Genomic DNA, 23082 nt, shown 5'->3' with positions numbered 1-23082 from the left:
GCGCCTCCAAAGCGTTAGCGGTAATTTCACGCCACCTGCGGTGAGCGTCTCAGGATTGAGTGCAGTGACCAGAGTCGGGTTGTGCAGCTTCGGCGGCAATGTCGAGCAATAAACGAAAAGAAGTTTTGGCAGCAGAAACCATAATCCAATCATTATAGAAATGATAATCATTATTATATGATAATCAAAGCCAAAACAACCCCGGTCACAAAAGGGCGATGTACTTTGCTGGAGGGGCCGGTGCAGGTCCCACAAAAAAAGCGCGCCACCCAATGGGTGACGCGCCTTTTGGTATATCGGTAAGGGATTAGCTACCCGCTACTGTCATCCGCTCAATCAACACCGAACCGGTGCGAATGTTGCTGCGCAGTTCCAGATCATTGCCCACCGCTACAATCTGTTTGAACATGTCGCGCATGTTGCCCGCGATCGTCACCTCCTGGACCGCGAACTGGATCTCGCCGTTCTCGACCCAAAAACCCGCCGCGCCACGGGAGTAATCACCGGTCACCATGTTAAGGCCATGCCCCATCAATTCGGTGACCAGCAGACCACGTCCCATGCGCCGCAGCAAGGCAGCCTGATCTTCATCGCCATGGGTCACGAACAAGTTATGCACGCCACCTGAGTTTGCAGTGCTTGGCATCCCCAGCTTGCGACCGGAGTAAGTGCCCAAAATATAGGACACCAACTCACCCCTCTCGACGAACGGTTTGGCATAGGTCGCCAAACCATCACCGTCGAACGCGGAGCTGCCCATGGCTCGCATCAAGTGCGGGCGTTCATCGAGGGTCAACCACTCTGGAAACAGCTTCTGACCCAGCGTTCCCTCAAGGAACGAGGATTTGCGATACAGGCTACCGCCGGAAATCGCCGACAGAAAGCTACCGAATAAACCACCGGCCAGCTCAGCCGAAAATAGCACCGGCACTTCACAGGTCGGCACCGGACGAGCGCCCAAACGGCTCGCCGCCCGTTGTGCAGCACGCTGGCCAATACTGACCGGGTCGGCCAACAACTCTCCCTGACGGCTCACGTCATACCAATAATCGCGCTGCATCTGGCCATCGGCCTCGGCGATCATCACACAGCTCAAGCTGTGACGGGTCGATGCGTAGCCACCGATAAACCCGTGGCTGTTGCCATAGACACGGCAACCTTGGTGAGTGCTGAGGGTAGTGCCGTCGGCGTTTTTGATCCGGCTATCGGTAGCAAACGCCGCCGCTTCACAAGTCAGCGCCATTTCGATGGCTTGCTCGGGGGAAATGTCCCACTGATGGAACAGGTCAAAATCTTTGAGATCCTTGGCCATCAGCGCAGCGTCAGCCAAGCCCGAAGCTTCGTCTTCAGAGGTGTGCTTGGCAATCGCAAGAGCTGCGGCGACCGTTTCACGAATCGCCTCAGGACCGCTGGCCGATGTGCTGGCCGAGCCTTTGCGCTGGCCGACGTACAGCGTGATGCCAAAGCCCTGATCACGGTTGAATTCGACGGTTTCGACTTCACGCTGGCGAACCGAAGTCGACAAACCCTGCTCCAGCGACACCGCAACTTCGCAGGCACTGGCGCCCTGGCGCTTGGCTTCAGCGATGATCTGCTCGACTTGCTCTTGCAGTGCCGGCAACGCTTGTGGGCCGACGCTTTCAACTGCACTCATGCTGTTCTCCACTCAAATTCTGCTTTCGGCTAGGGCCTTCGAGCGACCGGGCCGGACAAGCGGCCCCCGACTGGTTATCATGGCGGCGTTTCTTTGCGGACTGCCACCATGGTTGATTCTTACGACGACTCCCTCGATACGGGAGAAAAAAGCAAAACCCAGGTTAAACGCGAGCTGCATGCTCTGGTTGACCTTGGCGAGCGCCTTACAACACTCAAGCCTGACTTGCTGGCAAAACTGCCGTTGACCGACGCTTTGCGCCGGGCTCTGGCCGATGCGCCCAAGCACACCGCGAATATCGCGCGTAAACGGCACCTTATGTTCATCGGCAAATTGATGCGCGATCAGGACACTGACGCCATCCTGACGTTGCTGGATCAACTTGATGCCTCCACGCGGCAGTACAACGAACGTTTTCATGGCTTGGAACGCTGGCGCGATCGCTTGATCGCAGGCGACGACGCGGTCCTGGAAAAATTCGTGGTCGATTACCCGGAAGCTGATCGTCAACAATTGCGCTCCCTGATCCGTCAGGCCCAGCACGAACTGGCGCAAAACAAGCCACCGGCATCGAGCCGTAAAATGTTCAAGTACATCCGTGAGCTGGACGAGACGCAACGCGGTCTGCGTTGATCATCGACCGGGGTGATCGGCCATGCCGCTCACCCTGGGCTCCTTGCTTCATGCGCCCGTGCCACCCACGGTGATCGCATCGATTTTCAGCGTTGGCTGACCGACACCCACCGGCAGCGACTGCCCATCCTTGCCACATGTCCCCACCCCACTGTCCAGCGCCAGATCGTTACCGACCATCGACACTTTACTCATGGCTTCCGGACCGTTGCCAATCAAGGTCGCGCCTTTGACCGGGGCAGTAATTTTGCCGTCTTCGATCAAGTACGCCTCGCTGGTGGAGAACACAAACTTGCCGCTGGTGATGTCCACCTGACCGCCGCCAAGATTGGCGCAGTAGATGCCGCGCTTTACCGAGGCAATGATTTCCGCCGGATCGCTTTCGCCGGCCAGCATGTAGGTGTTGGTCATGCGCGGCATCGGCAAGTGCGCGTAGGACTCACGGCGACCGTTACCGGTGCGGGCCACGCCCATCAGGCGGGCGTTGAGTTTGTCCTGCATATAGCCCTTGAGTACGCCGTTTTCGATCAGCGTGGTGCATTCGGTCGGGGTGCCTTCATCGTCGACGCTCAGCGAGCCACGGCGTCCCGCCAGGGTGCCGTCATCGACGATGGTGCAAAGCTTGGACGCAACCCTCTCGCCCATGCGCCCGCTGTAGGCTGAACTGCCCTTGCGGTTGAAGTCGCCTTCCAGGCCATGGCCAACCGCTTCGTGCAGCAGCACGCCGGACCACCCGGAACCCAACACCACCGGCAACGTACCGGCCGGTGCCGGAATCGCTTCGAGATTGACCAGCGCCTGACGCAACGCCTCACGCGCATACCCCATGGCGCGGTCCTCGGCGAGGAAATACCGGTAATCGGTACGACCGCCTCCCCCATGACCACCGCGCTCACGACGACCATTCTGCTCGACAATCACGCTGACGTTGAAACGCACCAGCGGACGAACATCGGCCGCCAGGCTGCCATCGGTAGAGGCGATAAGAATGCGCTCCCAGACACCGGCCATGCTCACGGTAACTTGCTGGATACGTGGATCGAGGGCACGAGTCGCGACGTCGATACGCTTCAGCAAATCGACTTTTTCGGCGCGGCTCATCACCTCCAGCGGATTGTCCGGTCCGTACAACTGGACGACGTCCTGGGAGGTGAACGCCTGCACGGTGCCGTTTTGACCGGCACGAGAGATCGAGCGGGCGGCACGCGCCGCAGCGCCCAAGGCCTCAAGGGTGATCGCATTGCTGTAGGCAAAACCGGTTTTTTCACCCGATTGCGCACGCACGCCAACACCCTGATCGAGGTTAAAGCTGCCTTCCTTGACGATGCCGTCTTCGAGCGCCCAGGACTCGGAAATCTGGCCCTGGAAATACAGGTCGGCGGCATCGATGCCCGGGCCGGCCAAATCGCCGAGCACGCTTTGCAGGCTCTCGATGGTCACGCCGCCGGGCGCTAACAGGTGGTCACTGACTGAGGACAACAACTCGCTCATATGCTTTACGCCTTAAATTCGTCGTTCTGAGACAGGTCGCTGGGCGCCCTGCGAGAAAAAGCGCCGGTGACTGGACACCGGCATCCGCGCCCGGATGGACGCCTGTTCGTTGCTATCGCGTTCGGCCAGCAACACGGCCTCGCCCTTATCCTGTTGCGCCAGCACACGACCCCATGGGTCGATGATCGCCGCGTGGCCAAAGGTTTCACGCGGCCCCGGATGCGTTCCACCCTGGGCAGCCGCGAGCACGTAACATTGAGTCTCGATGGCCCGCGCGCGGATCAGCACCTCCCAATGGGCAGCGCCGGTGACGGCGGTAAAGGCCGACGGCGCGGTAATCAGTTCCGCACCCGCCGCGCGCAACTCGCTGTACAGCTCAGGGAAACGCAGGTCATAACACACCGTCAGGCCGACGCGACCGACGGGCGTGTCCGCCACCACAACTTCACCGCCATAAGCATAGTCATCGGACTCCCGATAACGCCCGCGGGTGTCCGCCACGTCCACGTCGAACAGGTGCAACTTGTCATAGCGCGCTACCGTTTCGCCCTGATCATCCACCAGCAGCGAGCAGGCATGCACTTTGGCGGTGGGTTGATCCGCCGGTGGCAACGGCAACGTACCAGCCACTATCCATAAGGTGAGGTCGCGGGCGGTCTGTTTCAACCAGGGCAGGATCGGACCTTCGCCCAACGCCTCGGCGCGGCCGATATCGGCGATGTCGCGACGGCCCATGGCGGCGAAGTTTTCCGGCAGCACTGCCAGCCGGGCGCCGCTGCTCGCGGCCTGCTCGAGCAGGCGTCGGGCCTGGGCCAGATTGGCCAGCACATCGCTCTGGCTGACCATTTGAATAACCGCTACAGACATGGCGCGCTCCTGACTGAGTAGGCAGCCATGCTACTCCATAGACCCGCAGAGCGCTTTTTCAAAAGCGCTCTCAAAAAGGCTTGTCGAACGTGATTTTGGGCTCTTTCAGCGGGCCCTTGACGGTGTACTTGACGCTGGCGAAGCGCGCCACACGGTCGCCGATCAACTTATCGATCAGAAATAGCGCACCGCCAATGGCTGGGGCACCCACGATCAACGCGGCAATCGGCAAATTGTTGGTCAGCGGCAACGTCACCAGCAATCGGGCGTCCACCTGATCCGCTGCCATATCGAGCGTGCCGTTGAGCTCCAGGTTACTCGACGGTCCGGTCATGACGATCGGCTCGCGGGTCACGTAAACCCCATTGCTTGCCACCAGCAGACCTTTGACTCGATCGTAGCTCAGGCCTTTACCAAACAAGTCAGAGAAATCCAGCCGCAAGCGCCGGCCGATGGAGTTGAAATTGAGCAGGCCAAACACGCGAAGCGCCTGTGCGCCCCCCTCTACATCGACGAACTGGCCCTTATTCAACGACGCATCGAGGCTGCCGGAGAATCGTTTGGTGGCCAACCAGGCCGGTGAACCAGGCCAGTTGCCATCGACATCCATACGGAACTCCTGGCTGGTGACACTCGGGGCAAACCCCCAGCCCTTGAGCACATCAGCCAGGTTCTTGCCGCTAATGCGACCCTTGTACCAACTGCTGGTAGCGCCCGGTGTACCTTCCCAACCGCCGTTGCCCTGCAACAAAATACCTTTGAGCCCCATGTCGAGTGTATTGAGGGCAATGCCCTTGGCGGTCGGACGTACTTTCAGTGACCAGGCACCGACCAAATCCTGCCCCTGAAACAGCTGATTGATGGTGATGTCCAGTGCCGGAATCTTACTTGGGTCTACAGAGGCCAGCGGATCCGGCGCGTTCTCATCCGACAGTTCCTTGGGGTCGGACGCCGGCAAACGCACGTATTGAAGGTTAATCGCAATCGGTGCCGCTTTCGCGTCCGGAAGATTGACCGTGCCCTTCGCTTGTTGACTGTCGAGCTTCAAGGTCCAGGCTGATGGTTTGCGGGTCAATTGCACCGACGCTTGATCCAGCGTGGTGCCAAAACCGCTGAGTTTATCGACTGTAAAGTCGGCACCGCTCACCAGTTGCTTGGCACTGCCGCCTGGATCCTGGCCCGCATATTTAGTCACCAGATCCTGCCAGGGCCCAACATCAAGCTCCGACAGCACGCCCCTGACTCGCAGGCCTTTTCCGGCAGGTAACACCGCACGGGTGCCACCGAGGAATAATTCACCGCGACCGTCGGCGAAATTACCGGGAGGCGCTGCCAGGGTGAAGTTCGCCAAGTCGCCGTAATTGCCCCAATAGCGACGCTCCGGCCCCTGAAGAGTCATGCGGAACACGGTGTCACGCCCGACACTGGCCGCCATGCCGAACGGTGCAGGCACATCCACCGCCACACCCTTGAGGCTGGAACTGACCATCAGTTGACTGTCAGCATCATTCAGGTTTAGCTGTAATTGATAAGGAATCGTGCCGGACACCGGCAGCGGCTGGGTGAAATTCAACCAGTCGGTGAGTTTCTTGACCTCGACCTGACCCGATGCGATCACCCGAGTATTTAACTTGCCCGCACTGCCCTCGGCGAAAATGCGCGCGGTGATCGGCTTGTCAAACGCCCGTGCGCTGATGTTTTGCCCACTCAAACCTTTGCCACTGTCAAAGCGGAAGTCGCCGTTGAGGTCGGTCAGTTCCAGCTTCGGTTCGCTCAGTTTCAAACGTGCCTTGGTGGTCTTGAAGTCGACGAGGACTTTCGGTAGCTCGCCTTTATCCAAGGGGATATCGAGCTTGACCTTGCCTTGCAGATCGCCGGCGCCCTCCCAGCCAGCGAACGTATCAGCGGTGCCGATAGGCGCTTGCTGAAGGATTTTCAAGCCATCGCCCAAACCACCCGCGAAGTCACCGTCGAGGAACATGTGAGTGTTTTTCCCAGCAGGCACATGGGGAATGTTGACGTAAACATCACTGACTTGGGTATCGAGCAATTGTCCCTTGCTGGCGACGATCCTTACGCCACTGTCTTCGATGAATACATCACCACTGACCTTGCTGACGTGGGGCCAGCCCGGCTGGAAAGCCAGTTCGGCATCATGCACCTTGAAGAACAGGCTGATGTTACGAGCGGCAGGCAACGCGTCATGGTTCAACGAGCCCTGATACTGGAAGAACCCCTGGTCCACCGCCCCCTTGAGAATCGCAGTGCGCAACCACTGGTCCAGCGCGGGACTGAGCACTGCCGGCAAGTATTTGGCCGTGTATTTGCCGTCACCCTCCACCAGGCCCACCCGCAGGTCCATGTAGTCCTCTTGGGTGTGGTCGAAATGCAGACGGATCAGGAAGTCGCCGGCAATCTTGCCCTCTTCGCCCAGCACCTTCAGGTACGGCGCGATCAGCGTGAAACCGTCTTTATCGAGCTTCCAGGTCAGTCGGGCATTGGCCTGGAGGTACTGCCACGGCTTTGCAAAAATCGGGTCCAAGTGCAGGACAAAGTTTTTGCTGTCCATACGCAGTTCACCGTGACCGAGGTCACCGCTAATGCTGCCGCTGACATTTCGGGCCGCCGGAGCGCCGCGATAAGCGTCAAAACCGACGGTATCCAGGTTCGCGGCAAAACTGACTTTAGTGTCGTCGGTGGCACCAGGGCGGAAATCGAGCAAGACATTGCGCAGACCACCGGTGACCTTCAAACGCTGAACCGCGGTGGCGAGGCCCTCGGGCAGCGGTCCCAAAGCGTTCAGCAACGGCGTCAGCGGCGTCAGATCGAGACGGTCGGCTTGCACGTGCCACAGCTCTTCGGCCTTATCGGTCGCATCGCTTTGCTTGAGTTGTATGCGTGATTCCCAGCGCGTCTCGCCAAGGTTCATCGCCAGCGAATCAAGGGACACCGTGGCACCGTCAGCCCCGCGCTGGAAATAACCATTGAGCGCCAGGTTGCTGATTTGGATCGGCTTGCGCTCGGCGTAGGCACCCTTGAGTTGCGGCGCGTTCAACCGAATCGCAGCGCTTTGCAACGCCCCCTTGCCCCAGTTCACCCACAGTTCCCCACCGGCCTTGATCTCGGAAAAATTCCACTGCCGAGTCAGACGTCCGGGCAACCACTTCGACCAGTCGCTCTGGGGCAAGCTCAGATAGGCGTCAACCTGGCCGTCTCGCCACTCACTGGCACTCACGCGAGTACGCAGGCTCATGGCGACAGGCTGGCCATCAGGCAGCGTCAGGCGTGCATCGAGGCGCTGGCGAGAAGCGCTGGTTTTCAGGTTCAAGCCGACATAAGTGAAGCTCAGCGGCGACTGTCCCAACGGTTGCAAAGTGACCTGGCTGTCGAGTACCGACAACTGCTGGACCACTTGCATGCGATTAAGCAACTGCTCAGGGTCCAGTGGCTGATCCTGCTGCACCGGTAGACCTTCCAGCGCCCACTGGCCATCCTCGCCTTCCTTGAGGTTGATATTCAGACCATTGAGTTCCAAGTGCGCGATACGCACCTGACGGGCCAAGAGACTGGCCCAAAGATCCGGAACCACACGGACCTGATCCAGACGCAGCGCATTGCGGCCTTCGCCGACCATGACGTCGTGGGCCAGCAAAATGGGGGCGAAACCGTTCCAGCTACCCTCCAGGTTGCCGATGTGCAACGGCATGCCCAAGGCCTCAGTGGCTTTGCTTTCGACTTCCGCGCGGTATTCGGCCACCAGCGGCGTCAGTTCCCGACCGAGGCTCACGTACAAAGCCATCAGCACCAAAAGCAACGCACACAGGCCCAGCCCCCAGCGGGTCAGTTTGGCCAAAATGCGTGTAAGACGGTCCATGTCAGTCGGCTCCCATGGCAAAAATACTGCAAAAAGCTGAGGCCAGCCGTTCTAGTAGACGTGAAACACAGCGAATCAGAGCAGCACCACGTCGTATTGTTCCTGGGAATACATAGTTTCCACCTGGAACCGAATCGTGCGCCCGATAAAACCCTCCAGTTCAGCGACGTTGCCCGACTCTTCATCGAGCAAACGATCTACCACTTTCTGATTCGCCAACACACGATAGCCTTCGGCCTGATAGGCACGGGCTTCGCGCAGGATTTCGCGGAAAATTTCGTAGCACACCGTTTCTGGCGTCTTGAGTTTGCCCCGCCCCTGGCAACTGCTACACGGTTCGCACAGCACTTGCTCAAGGCTTTCGCGGGTACGCTTGCGAGTCATCTGCACCAGGCCCAACTCGGTGATGCCAATGATGTTGGTCTTGGCGTGATCGCGCTCCAGTTGCTTCTCAAGGGTACGCAGCACCTGGCGTTGATGCTCTTCATCTTCCATGTCGATGAAGTCGATGATGATGATCCCGCCCAGGTTGCGCAAACGCAGCTGTCGGGCGATCGCGGTGGCCGCTTCGAGGTTGGTCTTGAAGATGGTTTCTTCGAGGTTGCGATGGCCGACGAACGCGCCGGTGTTGACGTCGATGGTACTCATGGCTTCAGCCGGGTCCACCACCAGATAGCCGCCGGATTTGAGCGGCACCTTGCGCTCCAGGGCTTTCTGGATTTCATCTTCGACGCCATACAGGTCGAAAATCGGACGTTCACCGGGGTAATGCTCAAGGCGATCGGCAATTTCCGGCATCAACTCAGCCACAAACTGCGTGGTTTTCTGGAAGGTCTCGCGGGAGTCGATGCGGATTTTTTCGATCTTCGGGCTCACCAGATCACGCAACGTGCGCAGGGCGAGGCCGAGGTCTTCGTAGATCACGCTCGGAGCGCCAATGGTTTTGATCTGAGCGTTGATCTGGTCCCACAGCCGGCGCAGGTAGCGGATGTCCATGAGGATCTCATCGGCGCCAGCCCCTTCAGCGGCGGTACGCAGAATAAAACCGCCAGCTTCTTTGATGCCCTCTTTGGCCACACAGTCGGTGACCACTTGCTTGAGCCGTTCACGCTCGGCTTCATCTTCGATTTTTAGGGAAATGCCAACGTGCGAAGTGCGCGGCATGTACACCAGATAACGCGACGGGATCGACAATTGCGTCGTCAGGCGCGCGCCCTTGGAGCCAATCGGGTCCTTGGTAACTTGGACAACCAGGCTCTGGCCTTCGTGGACCAGCATGCTGATGCTTTCCACCGCAGGGCCTTCACGCAAGGAGATTTCCGAAGCATGAATGAACGCGGCGCGGTCCAGGCCGATGTCGACGAAGGCCGCCTGCATGCCGGGCAATACCCGCACAACCTTGCCTTTATAGATGTTGCCGACGATACCGCGTTTTTGCGTGCGTTCGACGTGAACCTCTTGCAGGACACCGTTTTCAACCACCGCCACGCGCGATTCCATCGGCGTGATGTTGATCAGAATCTCTTCACTCATGGCAGGGTCTCGTTCAGGCATGTTCACGATAATGGCCGCATCTTGTCATTACGACGCTCAGCGCGCGTTAAGGGTTTGCCAACAGGGTATGCCGAAATGGCTGAGTAACTCGCAGGTTTCGCACAGTGGCAAGCCGACCACCGCCGAGTAACTGCCCTCGAGGCCGGCGACAAACACCGCGCCAAGACCTTGAATGCCGTAGCCGCCAGCCTTGTCGCGGGGTTCGCCGCTGGCCCAGTAGGCCGCCGCCTGTTCAAGACTGATCGAGCGAAAACGTACCCGACTGCGCACTACTAGCGACTCGCAACGCTCACCCTCGAACACCGCGATGGCCGTCAGGACTTCATGCTCTTTAGCGGACAACATCATCAGCATGGCGCAAGCGTCCGCTTCGTCCAGCGGCTTACCGAGAATTTTCCCGTCCAGCACCACCGCCGTGTCGGCGCCCAAGGTACAGAACGCCACATCGGACACGACCGAGCGCCGCCCGGCATCGGCCTTGCCGCGCGCCAGACGCTCGACATAAGCCGATGGAGTTTCGTCGTTTAAAGGGGTTTCATCGATGTCGGCACTGACGGCGGTGAACGGCACGCCGATCTGCGTGAGCAGTTCACGCCGGCGCGGCGAGCCGGAGGCCAGGTACAGCTGTTTCATCAAGACATCTCCGAGGTACGGGCAAATGCCTGACCGAATCAATTGATTTTGTAGCGCCGACGCAAACCACGCAAACCGAAGCTGATCCATGGCCAGAGCAACGCACTGACCAGTGCGGGCAACACCAGCGCCAGCGTTGGCTGGCGATTCCCGGTCAGCGCACTGAGCCACAACTGAACCAGTTGAGCGAGGCCGAAGATCACCAGAAGCACCAGGCACTGCTGCCACATCGGGAACATCCGCAGACGCTGTTGCAGTGATAGCACCAGGAAGGTAATGAGCGTCAGGATCAACGCATTCTGGCCAAGCAATGTGCCATAGAGCACATCTTCAGCCAGCCCTAGGCAAAACGCGGTCACCATGCCGACTTTTTGCGGCATCGCCAGCGCCCAGAATGCCAGCAGCAAGGCCAGCCACAGCGGACGCAGGATTTCCATGAATTGTGGCAGCGGGGAAACGCTAAGCAGTAGACCGACGGCGAAAGTCAGCCAGACGATCCAGCCATTTCGGGACGCAGTCGCACCGGCCATTATTCTCTTCCCCCTGTAGTAGCCGGTACAGAGACTGGCGGTTTGGCAGCAGGTTTCACCGCCGGCTGCTTGGTGCCCGGCTTGACGGGATGGCTGGTGACCGCTGGCTTGGCTGGCGTTGTAGCAGCCGCTGGCGCCGCGACAGGCGCAGCAACGGCCGGCGCCGGCACCACCGCAGGAATCGGTTTCGGCACGGTGCTCGGAATGACCGGTCCGCCGCCGTGCTGGTCCAGAGCCTCCTGGGCCTGGGCGGCTTCGTTGGCGCGCTCTTCTGCGGTGCGGCCATCGCTGAACACCAGCAGTAGGTAACGACTGCGGTTGAGGGCTGCGGTCGGCACGGCGCGGACGATAGCAAACGGCTGCCCGGAATCGTGAATGACTTCCTTGACCGTCGCCACCGGGTAACCGGCAGGGAACCGCTGCCCCAAGCCGGAGCTGACCAGCAGGTCACCTTCTTTGATGTCTGCGGTATCAGCCACGTGCCGCAACTCAAGGCGCTCCGGGTTACCGGTGCCACTGGCAATTGCCCGCAGACCGTTACGGTTCACCTGCACGGGAATGCTGTGGGTGGTGTCGGTTAGCAACAACACACGGGAGGTATACGGCATCAACTCGACCACTTGCCCCATCAGGCCACGCGCATCAAGCACCGGCTGACCGAGAACCACACCGTCGCGCTCACCTTTATTAATGATGATGCGATGGGTGAAAGGATTGGGGTCCATGCCGATCAACTCGGCCACTTCGACCTTCTCGTTGACCAGGGCGGAAGAATTCAACAACTCGCGCAGCCGAACGTTCTGCTCGGTCAGGGCAGCAAGCTTTTGCATGCGCCCCTGCAACAGCAGGTTTTCGGTTTTGAGCTTTTCGTTTTCGGCAACCAGCTCGGTACGGCTGCCAAATTGGCTGGCCACACCTTGCCATAGCCGCTGCGGCAAGTCGGTGATCCAGTAAGACTGCATCAGCACCAGCGACATCTGGCTACGCACTGGCTTGAGCAGTGTGAAGCGGGCATCGACCACCATCAGCGCGACCGATAGCACGACCAGCACCAACAGGCGCACGCCCAATGAGGGGCCCTTGGCGAAAAGCGGTTTAATAAGCCGCTCCTCCCGGGCAAATATTTTCTTTATTCATACGCCATCAAACCGGCCTGGATGCAGACTGACAGAAGATAAACGCCAACAGGCAGCACTGCAAAGTGCTGCCTGCGCGCTCAACAGCATAGATGCAACCAGCGAGATCACTCGCTGGAGAGCAGGTCCATGGTGTGTTTATCCATCATTTCCAATGCACGGCCACCGCCGCGAGCAACACAGGTCAGCGGGTCTTCGGCAACGATGACCGGCAGACCGGTTTCCTGGGCCAGCAACTTGTCGAGGTCGCGCAGCAAGGCGCCACCACCGGTCAGCACCAGACCACGCTCGGCGATATCGGAAGCCAGTTCCGGTGGCGATTGCTCCAGGGCGCTTTTCACAGCCTGAACGATGGTGGCCAGGGACTCTTGCAGAGCCTCCAGCACTTCATTGGAGTTCAGGGTGAATGCACGTGGAACGCCTTCAGCCAGGTTACGGCCGCGAACGTCGACTTCACGAACTTCGCCGCCTGGGTAGGCAGTGCCGATTTCCTGCTTGATGCGCTCGGCGGTCGATTCACCGATCAGGCTGCCGTAGTTACGACGCACGTAGGTGATGATCGCTTCGTCGAAACGGTCGCCGCCAACCCGGACGGATTCGGCGTAGACCACACCGTTCAGGGAGATCAATGCGATTTCAGTTGTACCACCACCGATATCGACCACCATCGAACCACGTGCTTCTTCAACCGGCAAGCCGGCACCAATGGCAGCAGCCATTGGCTCTTCGATCAGGAACACTTCACGAGCACCGGCGCCGAGGGCCGATTCACGGATGGCACGACGCTCCACCTGGGTGGATTTGCACGGAACGCAGATCAGCACCCGAGGGCTGGGCTGCAAAAAGCTGTTTTCGTGAACCTTGTTGATAAAGTATTGCAGCATCTTTTCGCAGACGCTGAAGTCGGCAATTACGCCGTCCTTCATCGGACGAATGGCCGCAATGTTGCCCGGCGTACGGCCGAGCATACGCTTGGCCTCGGTGCCGACAGCAACGACACTTTTCTGGTTACCGTGTGTCCGAATAGCCACAACCGATGGCTCATTCAGGACGATTCCGCGCTCGCGCACGTAAATAAGGGTGTTGGCAGTGCCCAGGTCAATGGAAAGATCGCTGGAAAACATGCCACGCAGTTTCTTGAACATGGGAAAGGGACCCTAGGCAACGCGTGGGTAAAAAAGTGCGGCAAACTCTAACAACGACAGGGATTTTGGGCAAGGCGCCAATATGTTAAATTGGCCGCTTTTCTGTGCACCAACCCCCACAATCGCGGCCATATGACCGTAGAAATGCGGTAGTGTTCCGACAATCTAACACACGGACGCCGTCCGTTCTGTTTTCCACTGGAGAATCCCATGGCGCTTGAACGCTCCGACGTGGAAAAAATCGCACATTTGGCCTGCCTTGGCCTCAATGATGCCGATCTTCCACACATCACTTCGGCCCTGAACAGCATTCTTGGGCTGGTCGACGAAATGCAGGCGGTCAATACCGACGGTATCGAGCCGCTGGCTCACCCACTGGAAGCCAACCAGCGTTTGCGTGCGGACGTCGTGACCGAGACCAATCATCGCGAGGCCTATCAGTCCATCGCACCAGCGGTCGAAAACGGCCTGTACCTGGTTCCGAAAGTCATCGACTAAAGGGAAAGAGCCTGTAATGCATCAATTGACTCTGGCCGAGATCGCCCGCGGTCTCGCCGATAAAAAGTTTTCTTCCGAAGAGCTGACCAAAGTCCTGCTGGCGCGTATCGCCCAGCTCGACCCGCAGATCAACAGCTTTATCAGTCTTACCGAAGACCTGGCGCTCCAGCAGGCGAAAGCCGCTGACTTACGCCGCGCGAACGGTGAGAGCGGCGCCCTGCTCGGGGCGCCGATTGCCCACAAAGATCTGTTCTGTACACAGGGCATCCGTACCAGCTGCGGCTCGAAGATGCTCGACAACTTCAAAGCGCCCTACGACGCCACCGTCGTCGCCAAGCTAGCTGCCGCAGGGGCTGTCACCCTGGGCAAGACCAACATGGACGAATTCGCCATGGGTTCGGCTAACGAGTCGAGCTACTACGGCGCGGTGAAAAACCCGTGGAACCTGGAACACGTGCCGGGCGGTTCGTCCGGTGGTTCTGCCGCCGCCGTTGCCGCGCGCCTGTTGCCTGCTGCCACTGCCACCGACACCGGCGGATCTATCCGACAGCCGGCAGCGTTTACCAACCTCACCGGCCTGAAACCGACCTACGGTCGTGTATCGCGCTGGGGCATGATCGCTTATGCGTCCAGTCTCGATCAGGGCGGCCCGTTGGCGCGAACTGCTGAAGACTGCGCGATTTTATTGCAAGGCATGGCCGGCTTCGATGCCAATGACTCCACCAGCATCGACGAACCCGTGCCGGATTACAGCGCCAGCCTCAATACCTCGCTACAAGGCCTGCGTATCGGTGTACCGAAGGAATACTTCAGCGCCGGTCTCGACCCGCGCATCGCCGAACTGATCCACAACAGCGTCAAAGAACTGGAAAAACTCGGTGCGGTGATCAAGGAAATCAGCTTGCCGAACATGCAGCACGCGATCCCGGCGTACTACGTGATCGCGCCGGCAGAAGCGTCTTCCAACCTGTCGCGTTTCGACGGCGTGCGCTTCGGCCATCGCTGCGAGAACCCGGTCAACCTGATCGATCTGTACAAGCGTTCCCGTGGCGAAGGCTTCGGACCTGAAGTGCAGCGCCGGATCATGGTCGGTGCCTACGCGCTGTCCGCGGGTTACTACGACGCTTATTACCTGAAAGCGCAGAAGATCCGTCGCCTGGTGAAGAACGACTTCATGGCTGCCTTCAAGGAGGTCGATATCATTCTCGGCCCAACCACGCCGAACCCGGCGTGGAAGCTTGGCGCCAAGAACAGCGACCCGGTCGCTGCCTATTTGGAAGACGTCTACACCATCACCGCCAACCTTGCGGGCCTGCCGGGCTTGTCCATGCCAGCCGGTTTTGTCGAGGGTCTGCCGGTGGGCGTGCAACTGCTCGCTCCGTATTTCCAGGAAGGTCGCCTGTTGAACGTTGCCCATCAGTATCAGTTGAACACTGACTGGCACACCCGCACCCCAACCGGCTTCTGAGGAGAAACACATGCAATGGGAAGTCGTGATCGGACTGGAGATTCACACCCAGCTCACCACCCGGTCGAAAATCTTTTCCGGTAGTTCCACCACATTCGGCTCCGAGCCGAACACCCAGGCCAGCCTGGTAGACCTGGGCATGCCCGGTGTCCTGCCGGTGCTGAACCAGGAGGCGGTGCGCATGGCGGTGATGTTCGGTCTGGCGATTGACGCCGAGATCGGTCAGCACAGCGTGTTTGCCCGTAAAAACTATTTCTACCCGGACCTGCCCAAGGGCTACCAGATCAGCCAGATGGAATTGCCGATCGTCGGCAAGGGCCATCTGGACATCGCGATGGAAGACGGCACGATCAAACGCGTCGGCGTGACGCGTGCGCACCTGGAAGAAGATGCGGGCAAGAGCCTGCATGAAGAGTTCAACGGTGCCACTGGCATCGACCTGAACCGCGCGGGCACGCCGCTGCTGGAAATCGTTTCCGAACCAGACATGCGCAGCGCGAAAGAGGCCGTGGCTTACGTCAAGACAGTCCACGCGCTGGTCCGTTACTTGGGCATTTGCGATGGCAACATGGCTGAAGGCTCGCTGCGTTGTGACTGTAACGTGTCGATCCGCCCCGTAGGCCAAGTCGAATTCGGCACCCGCTGCGAGATCAAGAACGTTAACTCGTTCCGTTTCATCGAGAAAGCGATCAACAGCGAGGTACAACGTCAGATCGAGCTGATCGAAGACGGCGGCAAGGTGATCCAACAGACGCGCCTGTACGACCCGAACAAGGACGAGACGCGTCCGATGCGCAGCAAAGAGGAAGCCAACGACTACCGTTACTTCCCCGATCCTGACCTGCTGCCGGTCATCATCGAAGACTCGTTCCTCGACGAAGTACGCGCTACCCTGCCGGAATTGCCTCCGCAGAAACGCGAACGCTTCCAGGCCCAGTTCGGTCTGTCGGTCTATGACGCAAGCGTCTTGGCCACCAGCCGCGAGCAAGCCGATTACTTCGAGCAAGTCGTGAGCATCAGTGGCGACGCCAAACTGGCGGCCAACTGGGTCATGGTCGAATTGGGCAGCCTGTTGAACAAACAAGGCCTGGACATCGATCAGTCGCCGGTTTCGGCCGAGCAATTGGGCGGCATGTTACTGCGCATCAAGGACAACACCATCTCCGGCAAAATCGCCAAGGTGGTGTTCGAAGCCATGGCCAACAGCGAAGGCAGCGCGGACGAGATCATCGACAAGCGCGGCCTCAAGCAAGTGACCGACAGCGGCGCAATCTCGGCAGTGCTGGACGAAATGCTCGCAGCCAATGCAGAACAAGTTGAACAGTACCGCGCGGCAGACGAAGCCAAACGCGGCAAAATGTTCGGCTTCTTCGTCGGCCAGGCCATGAAGGCGTCCAAAGGCAAGGCCAACCCGCAACAGGTCAACGAACTGCTCAAAAGCAAGCTCGAAGGCTGATGAGAATGGAGCCAGATTTAAAGCCTGGCTCTACCCCCTGTGGGAGCGAGCGTACTCGCGATAGCGATTCGACACTCAACGATGAGTGGGCTGTGAGGACGCTATCGCGAGCGCGCTCGCTCCCACATTTGCTCGTGGGAACCTTCAAATGAAACGTCTGCTCGGCGCTTGCGCCTTGCTCTCGCTGCTGGCCGGATGTGCCAGTACCGATATCATCGACCCGCACGGTTACGACCAAACGGGCACGGCGTCCTATTACGGAGCCAAACACCAGGGAAAACGCACCGCCAGTGGCGAACCGTTCAACCAGAACGCCCTGACCGCCGCCCACCGTCAGTTGCCGTTCGGCACCCGGGTGAAGGTCACCAACCTGAACAACAACAAATCCTGTGTGGTACGCATCAATGATCGCGGCCCGCACACCCGTGGACGCCTGATCGATCTTTCTCGCCAGGCCGCCCAACAATTGGGCATGCTCGGCAGCGGCACTGCACAGGTTCGCGTGCAAGCCCTCGACGATTGACGGAGTCCCCACCATTTACGGATTAGCCGACATCCCCCTGCTCAGCCTGCTCGAACTGCTCAGCGGCTTATTTTTACTGATCGCCGGCGCCGAACTGATGGTGCGCGCCGCCGTGCGTCTGGCGGCGCGGCTGCATGTGCGGCCACTGATCATCGGCCTGACCGTCGTCGCCATGGGCAGCAGCGCACCGCAAATGGCCGTCAGCCTGCAAGCCACTTTGGCCGATAACGCAGACATAGCGGTCGGCAGCGTGATCGGCAGCAGCATCTTCAACATCCTCGTCACCCTTGGCCTCTCGGCGCTGATCATTCCACTGCGGGTCTCGCGGCAATTGGTTCGCCTGGACATTCCACTGATGATCGGCGCCAGCCTGCTGGTGTTCGTGCTGGCCTGGAACGAAAAACTGACCCGACTCGACGGCGTGATTCTACTGGCCGCGCTGATGCTGTACCTAGGCTTGCTGCTGCGCCAGTCGCGGCACTCGGCGCGTCCGCAAACGAACCATGACGACGGACCTCCGGCACCGTGGTTCAGCAGCTTGATGATGATTCTCGTCGGGCTGGCCATGCTGGCGTATGCCGCTCACTTACTGCTCGGGGCGGCAGTCTCGGTCGCCACCGACCTGGGACTGTCCGAACGGATCATCGGCCTGACCATCGTGGCCATTAGTACCTCTCTGCCCGAACTCGCGACCTCGTTGATTGCCGCGTTGCGCGGCCAGCGTGACATCGCTGTGGGCAACGTGATTGGCAGCAACCTGTTCAACCTGCTGGGGGTACTCGGGTTTACCGCACTGGTGGCGCCGACACCGCTGTCGGTCTCACCCAATGCCCTGGACTTCGACCTGCCGGTGATGCTCGGCGTCGCCCTGCTGTGCTTGCCGGTTTTTTATTCCGGCTATCGGGTCACACGGGCTGAAGGCCTGTTGTTTTTGGGGTTGTACCTGGCTTACGGGTTGCACGTAGTATCGTTCACCACCGGCATGCCCCTGGCTGAAAAACTGGAGCACATGATGCTGTTTTTCATCCTGCCGGCGCTGGCGGCGTTTTTGCTGTTCACGTCACTGCGCGCCTGGCGGCGCCAACATCACAAGAGGGAAATGCCATGACCGACCACAAAACGCCCGGCGTTGAAGTTCGCCGCCAAGTGATGGGGGACGCCTTTGTCGACCGGGCGCTGGGCAATGCCACCGAGTTCACACAACCGCTACAGGATTTCGTCAACGAACACGCTTGGGGCAGTGTCTGGAACCGGGAAGGCCTGCCACTGAAAACCCGCAGTCTGATCACCCTCGCGGCGCTCACTTCACTGAAGTGTCCGCAGGAGTTGAAAGGTCATGTACGCGGCGCGCTGAACAACGGTTGCACCGTAGAAGAAATTCGCGAAACGCTGCTGCATTGCGCGGTCTATGCGGGCGTGCCGGCGGCAATCGACGCGTTTCGGGCGGCGCAGGAAGTGATTGATAGTTATCAGCCGCCGGCGTAGCAGATTGGCATTTTTGCTGTCAGCCAGAGTGTTTTTACAAACAACCCAAACGCCAGGCTAAATCCAGCCGCCCCACTGCAGTAAAAAAATCCCGAGATTGGTGGTCACCGCCGCCATCAAGGTGGTGATCACAATGATCGCCGCCGCCAGCTCATGGTTGCCGTTAGCTTGCCGCGCCATGACAAAACTGGCCGCCGCCGTCGGGCTGCCGAAGTACAGAAACAGAATCCCCAACTCCGCGCCGCGAAAACCGCACAGCCAGGCACCCAGTGTTGCCATCAGCGGCAGGCCGACCATCTTCACCAGGCTGGCGCTGAACGCCATGTTCCCGCTTTTGCGCAGCGCCGCCAGAGACAAGGTGCCGCCGATGCAGATCAACGCCAAGGGCAACGTGGTTTGCGCCAGGTACTGACCGGACGCTTCCAGCCAACCCGGCAAACTGATCTTGAAGTAAGCACACGGCGCCGCCGCAATCACACTGATGATCAACGGATTGCTGAACACGCTTTTACAGATGCTCCACGGGTCGGACTTGATCACCGGGCTGTACACCGCCAGCACAATGGTCGACAGCGTGTTGTAGAACAGGATGACCAGCGCCGCGAGAATCGCCCCGAGGGAAATTCCGTAACTGCCGTACATGCTCGCCGCCAGGGCCAGGCCAATAACGCCGTTGTTCCCGCGAAACGCGCCCTGGGTGTAAATCCCTCGGTCCTCCGGGGGGCACTTGAAGATCGCCCACCCCCAAGCGATGGCGAAACACACCAGAGTGGCCAACGAAAAGTAGATCAACAGCGCCGGTTGCAACGCAGCGCGCAGGTCGGCATGCAGAATGCCCAGAAACAGCAACGCAGGCATGGTGACATTGAACACCAGAGCCGATGCGGTATGGATGAAGTTGTCGTTGATCCAATGGATGCGCTTGAGCAACACACCGAGGAACAGCATGGCAAACACCGGCGCCGTGATGTTCAGGGTTTCGAGGAAAATAGCCAGCATGCCGGGGGAACCTTGGGTGGGCGTCGTTAGGGGGCTGATGATAAGCCACCCGGTCCTGCGGCGTCTGTTAGACCGCTATCGCGAGCAAGCGCGCTCACACCTTTGTCCTGTGCCGAACACACCCTCTGTTTACGGCGAAAACCTAGTGTGGGAGCTTGCTCGCGATGCCGGCGACGCGGTCTTAAGTAATCGGCGCGGGGTTGAACAAGGTGATGTCGTTGTGCAGTTTGTGCTGCTCAGCCCAGGTCTGTTTCTTGCCGCTGGCCACGTCGAGGTAGAAGTGAAACAGCTCCCAGCCGAGGTCCTCAATCGTCGCCCGCCCCGTCGCAATTCGTCCGGCATCGATATCGATCAGGTCAGGCCAGCGCTGCGCCAACTCGGTCCGGGTCGAAACCTTCACCACCGGCACCATCGCCAGACCATACGGCGTGCCGCGCCCGGTAGTGAACACATGCAGGTTCATCCCGGCCGCCATTTGCAGGGTCCCGCAGACAAAATCACTGGCGGGTGTCGCGCAGAAAATCAGTCCTTTGCGCTTGAACCGTTCGCCCGGACCGAGCACGCCGTTGATCGCGCTGCTGCCGGATTTAACGATCGACCCCAACGACTTCTCGACAATGTTCGACAACCCGCCCTTCTTGTTCCCCGGTGTGGTGTTGGCGCTGCGGTCCGCTTCACCCTTGGCCAGGTAACGGTCGTACCAGTCCATTTCACGCACCAGCTCCTCGGCGACTTCTTTGGTTTCGGCCCTGGAGGTCAGCAGGTAAATCGCATCGCGTACTTCGGTGACTTCCGAAAACATCACCGTCGCACCCGCCCGCAGCAACAGGTCCGAGGCATAGCCCAGTGCCGGGTTAGCGGTGATTCCAGAGAACGCATCGCTGCCGCCACACTGCATGCCCAGGATCAACTCGGACGCCGGCACGGTTTCGCGGCGACGTTGATCGAGCTTCTTCAAACGGGCTTCGGCCAGCGCCATGATCTGTTCGATCATCTCGGTGAAACCGTGACTGGAATCCTGCAAGCGATACAACCACGGCTCGCTCAGGTCCACCGAGCTGTCGTTCTCGTGCATCACCTGCCCGGCCTGCAATTTCTCGCAACCGAGGCTGATAACCAGCGCTTCGCCGCCCAGGTTCGGGTTGCGCGCCAGGTTGCGCACCGTGCGGATCGGAATGTAGGCATCGGTGGCAGTAATCGCCACGCCGCAGCCGTAACTGTGGGTCAGCGCCACCACGTCATCGACGTTCGGATAGCGCGGCAGTAACTCGTCCTTGATGCGTTTGACCGCATGATCGAGTACGCCCGTGACGCACTGCACGGTGGTGGTGATCCCCAGAATATTGCGCGTGCCAACGGTGCCGTCGGCGTTGCGATAACCCTCGAAGGTGAAGCCTTCCAGCGGCGCCTGCGCCGCCGGAACATCAGTGGACAGCGGCAGACTGTCCAGCGGCGGCGCGGTGGGCATGCGCAGTTGATCTTCCTTGACCCAACTGCCGCGCGGAATCGGCTGCAAGGCGTAACCGATGGTCTGACCGTAACGAATCACCTGGCCGCCCTCGGGGATGTCCTCCAGGGTGACCTTGTGGCTTTGTGGCACGAAATCCAACGTCACCAGGCCATCGGGGAATTCGGTCCCGGCCGGTACACCTTGGTCATTGACCACGACCACCACATTGTCCCGCTCGTGCAAGCGGATGTAGCGCGGCGAGTCGGAATGTTCAATCAACTGCATAACGCCGCTCCTCAGGAATGCGCTTCAGATAGTTTGTTAGTCAGCTCAGGACCATTGGCCGGTGGCTCTTTGAGCACCACGCGCTTGATCGGACCGACGATCACCAGGTAACTGAACACTGCCACCAGCGCATTGCAACCGACAAACACCAGCGCCCATTTGAACGAACCGGTGGTTGCGATGATGTAGCCGATGACAATCGGGGTAGTGATCGAGGCGATATTGCCGAACATGTTGAACAGGCCGCCACTCAAACCGGCGATCTGCTTCGGTGAGGTGTCCGACACCACGGCCCAACCCAGCGCGCCCACGCCTTTGCCGAAGAACGCCAACGCCATGAAACCGACGACCATCCATTCAACGTCCACGTAGTTGCAGGCAACGATGGTGGTCGACAGCAGCAGGCCGCCAATGATCGGAGCCTTGCGGGCGAAGGTCAGGGAATGACCCTTGCGCAGCAGGTAATCGGAAATAATCCCGCCGAGCACCCCGCCGATAAAACCGCAGATCGCCGGCAAGGATGCGATGAAACCGGCCTTGAGGATGGTCATGCCGCGCTCTTGCACCAAGTAGACCGGGAACCAGGTCAGGAAAAAATAGGTGATGCCGTTGATGCAGTATTGCCCCAGGTACACGCCAAGCATCATGCGGTTAGTCAGTAACTGACGGACGTAATCCCACTTTGGGCCGTCGGCGCGCTTGCCGTTGCCTTTGTCCTGATCCATGTCCACCAGACCGCCGTTGTCGGCGATGTGCTTGAACTCGGCTTCGTTGATCATCGGGTGCTGACGTGGGCTGTGGATGAATTTCAACCAGATCAACGAGAAGACGATACCGATGCCGCCCATGACCACGAACACGTGTTGCCAGCCGAAGGTGTAGACGATCCAGCCCATGAGCGGCGCGAAAATTACCGTGGCGAAGTATTGCGCCGAGTTGAAGATCGCCGAAGCGGTGCCGCGTTCAGCCGTGGGGAACCAGGCGGCGACAATGCGCGCGTTGCCGGGGAAGGACGGGGCTTCAGCCAGGCCCACCAGGAAGCGCAGCATGAACAGCGCGACGATGGCAGTGGAGACGCCAAACTCACCGACATAGCCTTGCAGCACGGTGAACAGCGACCAGGTGAAGATGCTTAGGGCATAGACTTTTTTCGAACCAAAACGGTCGAGCAGCCAGCCACCGGGAATTTGCCCGGCCACGTAGGCCCAACCGAATGCAGAGAAGATGTAGCCGAGGGTGACCGCGTCAATGCCGAGGTCTTTTTGCAGGCTGGAACCTGCGATAGCGATCGTTGCCCGGTCGGCGTAGTTAATCGTGGTCACCAGAAACAGCATGAGCAGGATCAAATAGCGGACGTGAGTCGGCTTGGTCGATGGCATGTAGATGTACTCCCACTGATTA

19 protein-coding genes are annotated in these 23082 nt (G+C 59.4%); 7 read left to right on the top strand and 12 right to left on the bottom strand.

Annotation, left to right across the window (positions count from 1 at the left end; translation table 11 throughout):
- Positions 1–307: 307 nt before the first annotated feature.
- Positions 308–1654, bottom strand: a complete 1347-nt coding sequence (gene pmbA, locus RHM68_RS04045; RefSeq protein WP_322220644.1) for a metalloprotease PmbA — start codon at positions 1652–1654, stop codon at positions 308–310.
- A gap of 108 nt (positions 1655–1762) precedes the next feature.
- On the opposite strand from pmbA, the gene yjgA reads away from it, so the two are divergent.
- Entirely contained in the window at positions 1763–2287 is a 525-nt protein-coding gene (gene yjgA / locus RHM68_RS04040; RefSeq protein WP_322220643.1) for a ribosome biogenesis factor YjgA, read from the top strand.
- Positions 2288–2335: 48 nt separating this feature from the next.
- On the opposite strand, the gene tldD is transcribed toward yjgA, so the two are convergent.
- From tldD to mreB, 8 genes are all read right to left on the bottom strand, one after another.
- A complete protein-coding gene (gene tldD / locus RHM68_RS04035; RefSeq protein WP_322220642.1) occupies positions 2336–3778 on the bottom strand; it encodes a metalloprotease TldD in 1443 nt (480 codons plus the stop codon).
- 12 nt (positions 3779–3790) lie between these two features.
- Entirely contained in the window at positions 3791–4645 is an 855-nt protein-coding gene (locus tag RHM68_RS04030; protein WP_322220641.1) for a carbon-nitrogen hydrolase family protein, read from the bottom strand.
- A 70-nt stretch (positions 4646–4715) separates the two neighbouring features.
- Complete coding sequence (locus RHM68_RS04025) at positions 4716–8519, bottom strand: YhdP family protein (RefSeq protein ID WP_322220640.1); 3804 nt, start codon at positions 8517–8519, stop codon at positions 4716–4718.
- Between the two features lie 75 nt (positions 8520–8594).
- A complete protein-coding gene (rng, locus tag RHM68_RS04020; protein WP_322220639.1) occupies positions 8595–10052 on the bottom strand; it encodes a ribonuclease G in 1458 nt (485 codons plus the stop codon).
- 57 nt (positions 10053–10109) lie between these two features.
- Positions 10110–10706: a Maf family protein gene (locus RHM68_RS04015; protein ID WP_322220638.1), complete on the bottom strand. Its 597-nt coding sequence runs from the start codon at positions 10704–10706 to the stop codon at positions 10110–10112.
- 38 nt (positions 10707–10744) lie between these two features.
- Positions 10745–11236 carry a rod shape-determining protein MreD gene (gene mreD / locus RHM68_RS04010; protein ID WP_322220637.1) on the bottom strand — a complete coding sequence of 164 codons (492 nt, stop codon included), beginning with the start codon at positions 11234–11236 and terminating at the stop codon, positions 10745–10747.
- Positions 11236–12336 (bottom strand): rod shape-determining protein MreC, encoded by a 1101-nt coding sequence (gene mreC / locus RHM68_RS04005; protein ID WP_322223675.1) that lies wholly within the window; start codon positions 12334–12336, stop codon positions 11236–11238. Before mreC ends, mreD begins: the two co-directional genes overlap by 1 nt.
- A 143-nt stretch (positions 12337–12479) precedes the next feature.
- The gene (gene mreB / locus RHM68_RS04000) at positions 12480–13517 is read right to left on the bottom strand and encodes a rod shape-determining protein MreB (RefSeq protein ID WP_002555108.1); all 1038 of its coding nucleotides are present in this window, start codon (positions 13515–13517) and stop codon (positions 12480–12482) included.
- Between the two features lie 210 nt (positions 13518–13727).
- Here mreB and gatC point away from each other — a divergent pair, with 210 nt between their 5' ends.
- The 6 genes from gatC (at position 13728) to RHM68_RS03970 (ending at position 18947) form a co-directional block, all read left to right on the top strand.
- Positions 13728–14015 carry an Asp-tRNA(Asn)/Glu-tRNA(Gln) amidotransferase subunit GatC gene (gene gatC / locus RHM68_RS03995; protein WP_046040026.1) on the top strand — a complete coding sequence of 96 codons (288 nt, stop codon included), beginning with the start codon at positions 13728–13730 and terminating at the stop codon, positions 14013–14015.
- A gap of 16 nt (positions 14016–14031) precedes the next feature.
- Complete coding sequence (gatA, locus tag RHM68_RS03990; RefSeq protein WP_322220636.1) at positions 14032–15483, top strand: Asp-tRNA(Asn)/Glu-tRNA(Gln) amidotransferase subunit GatA; 1452 nt, start codon at positions 14032–14034, stop codon at positions 15481–15483.
- 10 nt (positions 15484–15493) lie between these two features.
- Positions 15494–16939: an Asp-tRNA(Asn)/Glu-tRNA(Gln) amidotransferase subunit GatB gene (gene gatB / locus RHM68_RS03985; RefSeq protein ID WP_322220635.1), complete on the top strand. Its 1446-nt coding sequence runs from the start codon at positions 15494–15496 to the stop codon at positions 16937–16939.
- A gap of 148 nt (positions 16940–17087) precedes the next feature.
- On the top strand, positions 17088–17462 hold the full coding sequence (locus RHM68_RS03980) for a septal ring lytic transglycosylase RlpA family protein (protein WP_322220634.1): 375 nt from the start codon (positions 17088–17090) through the stop codon (positions 17460–17462).
- A gap of 46 nt (positions 17463–17508) precedes the next feature.
- Positions 17509–18570, top strand: coding sequence for a calcium/sodium antiporter (locus RHM68_RS03975; protein WP_322223673.1), 1062 nt, complete (start codon positions 17509–17511; stop codon positions 18568–18570).
- The gene (locus RHM68_RS03970) at positions 18567–18947 is read left to right on the top strand and encodes a carboxymuconolactone decarboxylase family protein (RefSeq protein WP_322220633.1); all 381 of its coding nucleotides are present in this window, start codon (positions 18567–18569) and stop codon (positions 18945–18947) included. The genes RHM68_RS03975 and RHM68_RS03970 overlap by 4 nt, the downstream gene beginning before the upstream one ends.
- A gap of 57 nt (positions 18948–19004) precedes the next feature.
- On the opposite strand, the gene RHM68_RS03965 is transcribed toward RHM68_RS03970, so the two are convergent.
- The 3 genes from RHM68_RS03965 to RHM68_RS03955 form a co-directional block, all read right to left on the bottom strand.
- The gene (locus tag RHM68_RS03965) at positions 19005–19946 is read right to left on the bottom strand and encodes an AEC family transporter (protein WP_322220632.1); all 942 of its coding nucleotides are present in this window, start codon (positions 19944–19946) and stop codon (positions 19005–19007) included.
- Positions 19947–20127: 181 nt separating this feature from the next.
- On the bottom strand, positions 20128–21681 hold the full coding sequence (gene garD / locus RHM68_RS03960; RefSeq protein ID WP_322220631.1) for a galactarate dehydratase: 1554 nt from the start codon (positions 21679–21681) through the stop codon (positions 20128–20130).
- 11 nt (positions 21682–21692) lie between these two features.
- A complete protein-coding gene (locus RHM68_RS03955) occupies positions 21693–23060 on the bottom strand; it encodes an MFS transporter (RefSeq protein WP_322223671.1) in 1368 nt (455 codons plus the stop codon).
- Positions 23061–23082 lie beyond the last annotated feature (22 nt).

The organism is Pseudomonas sp. DC1.2, from assembly GCF_034351645.1.
Classification (GTDB): Bacteria; Pseudomonadota; Gammaproteobacteria; order Pseudomonadales; family Pseudomonadaceae; genus Aquipseudomonas.
The sequence above is the reverse complement of the archived record's forward strand: the minus strand, read 5'-3'. Positions and strand labels throughout refer to the sequence as shown.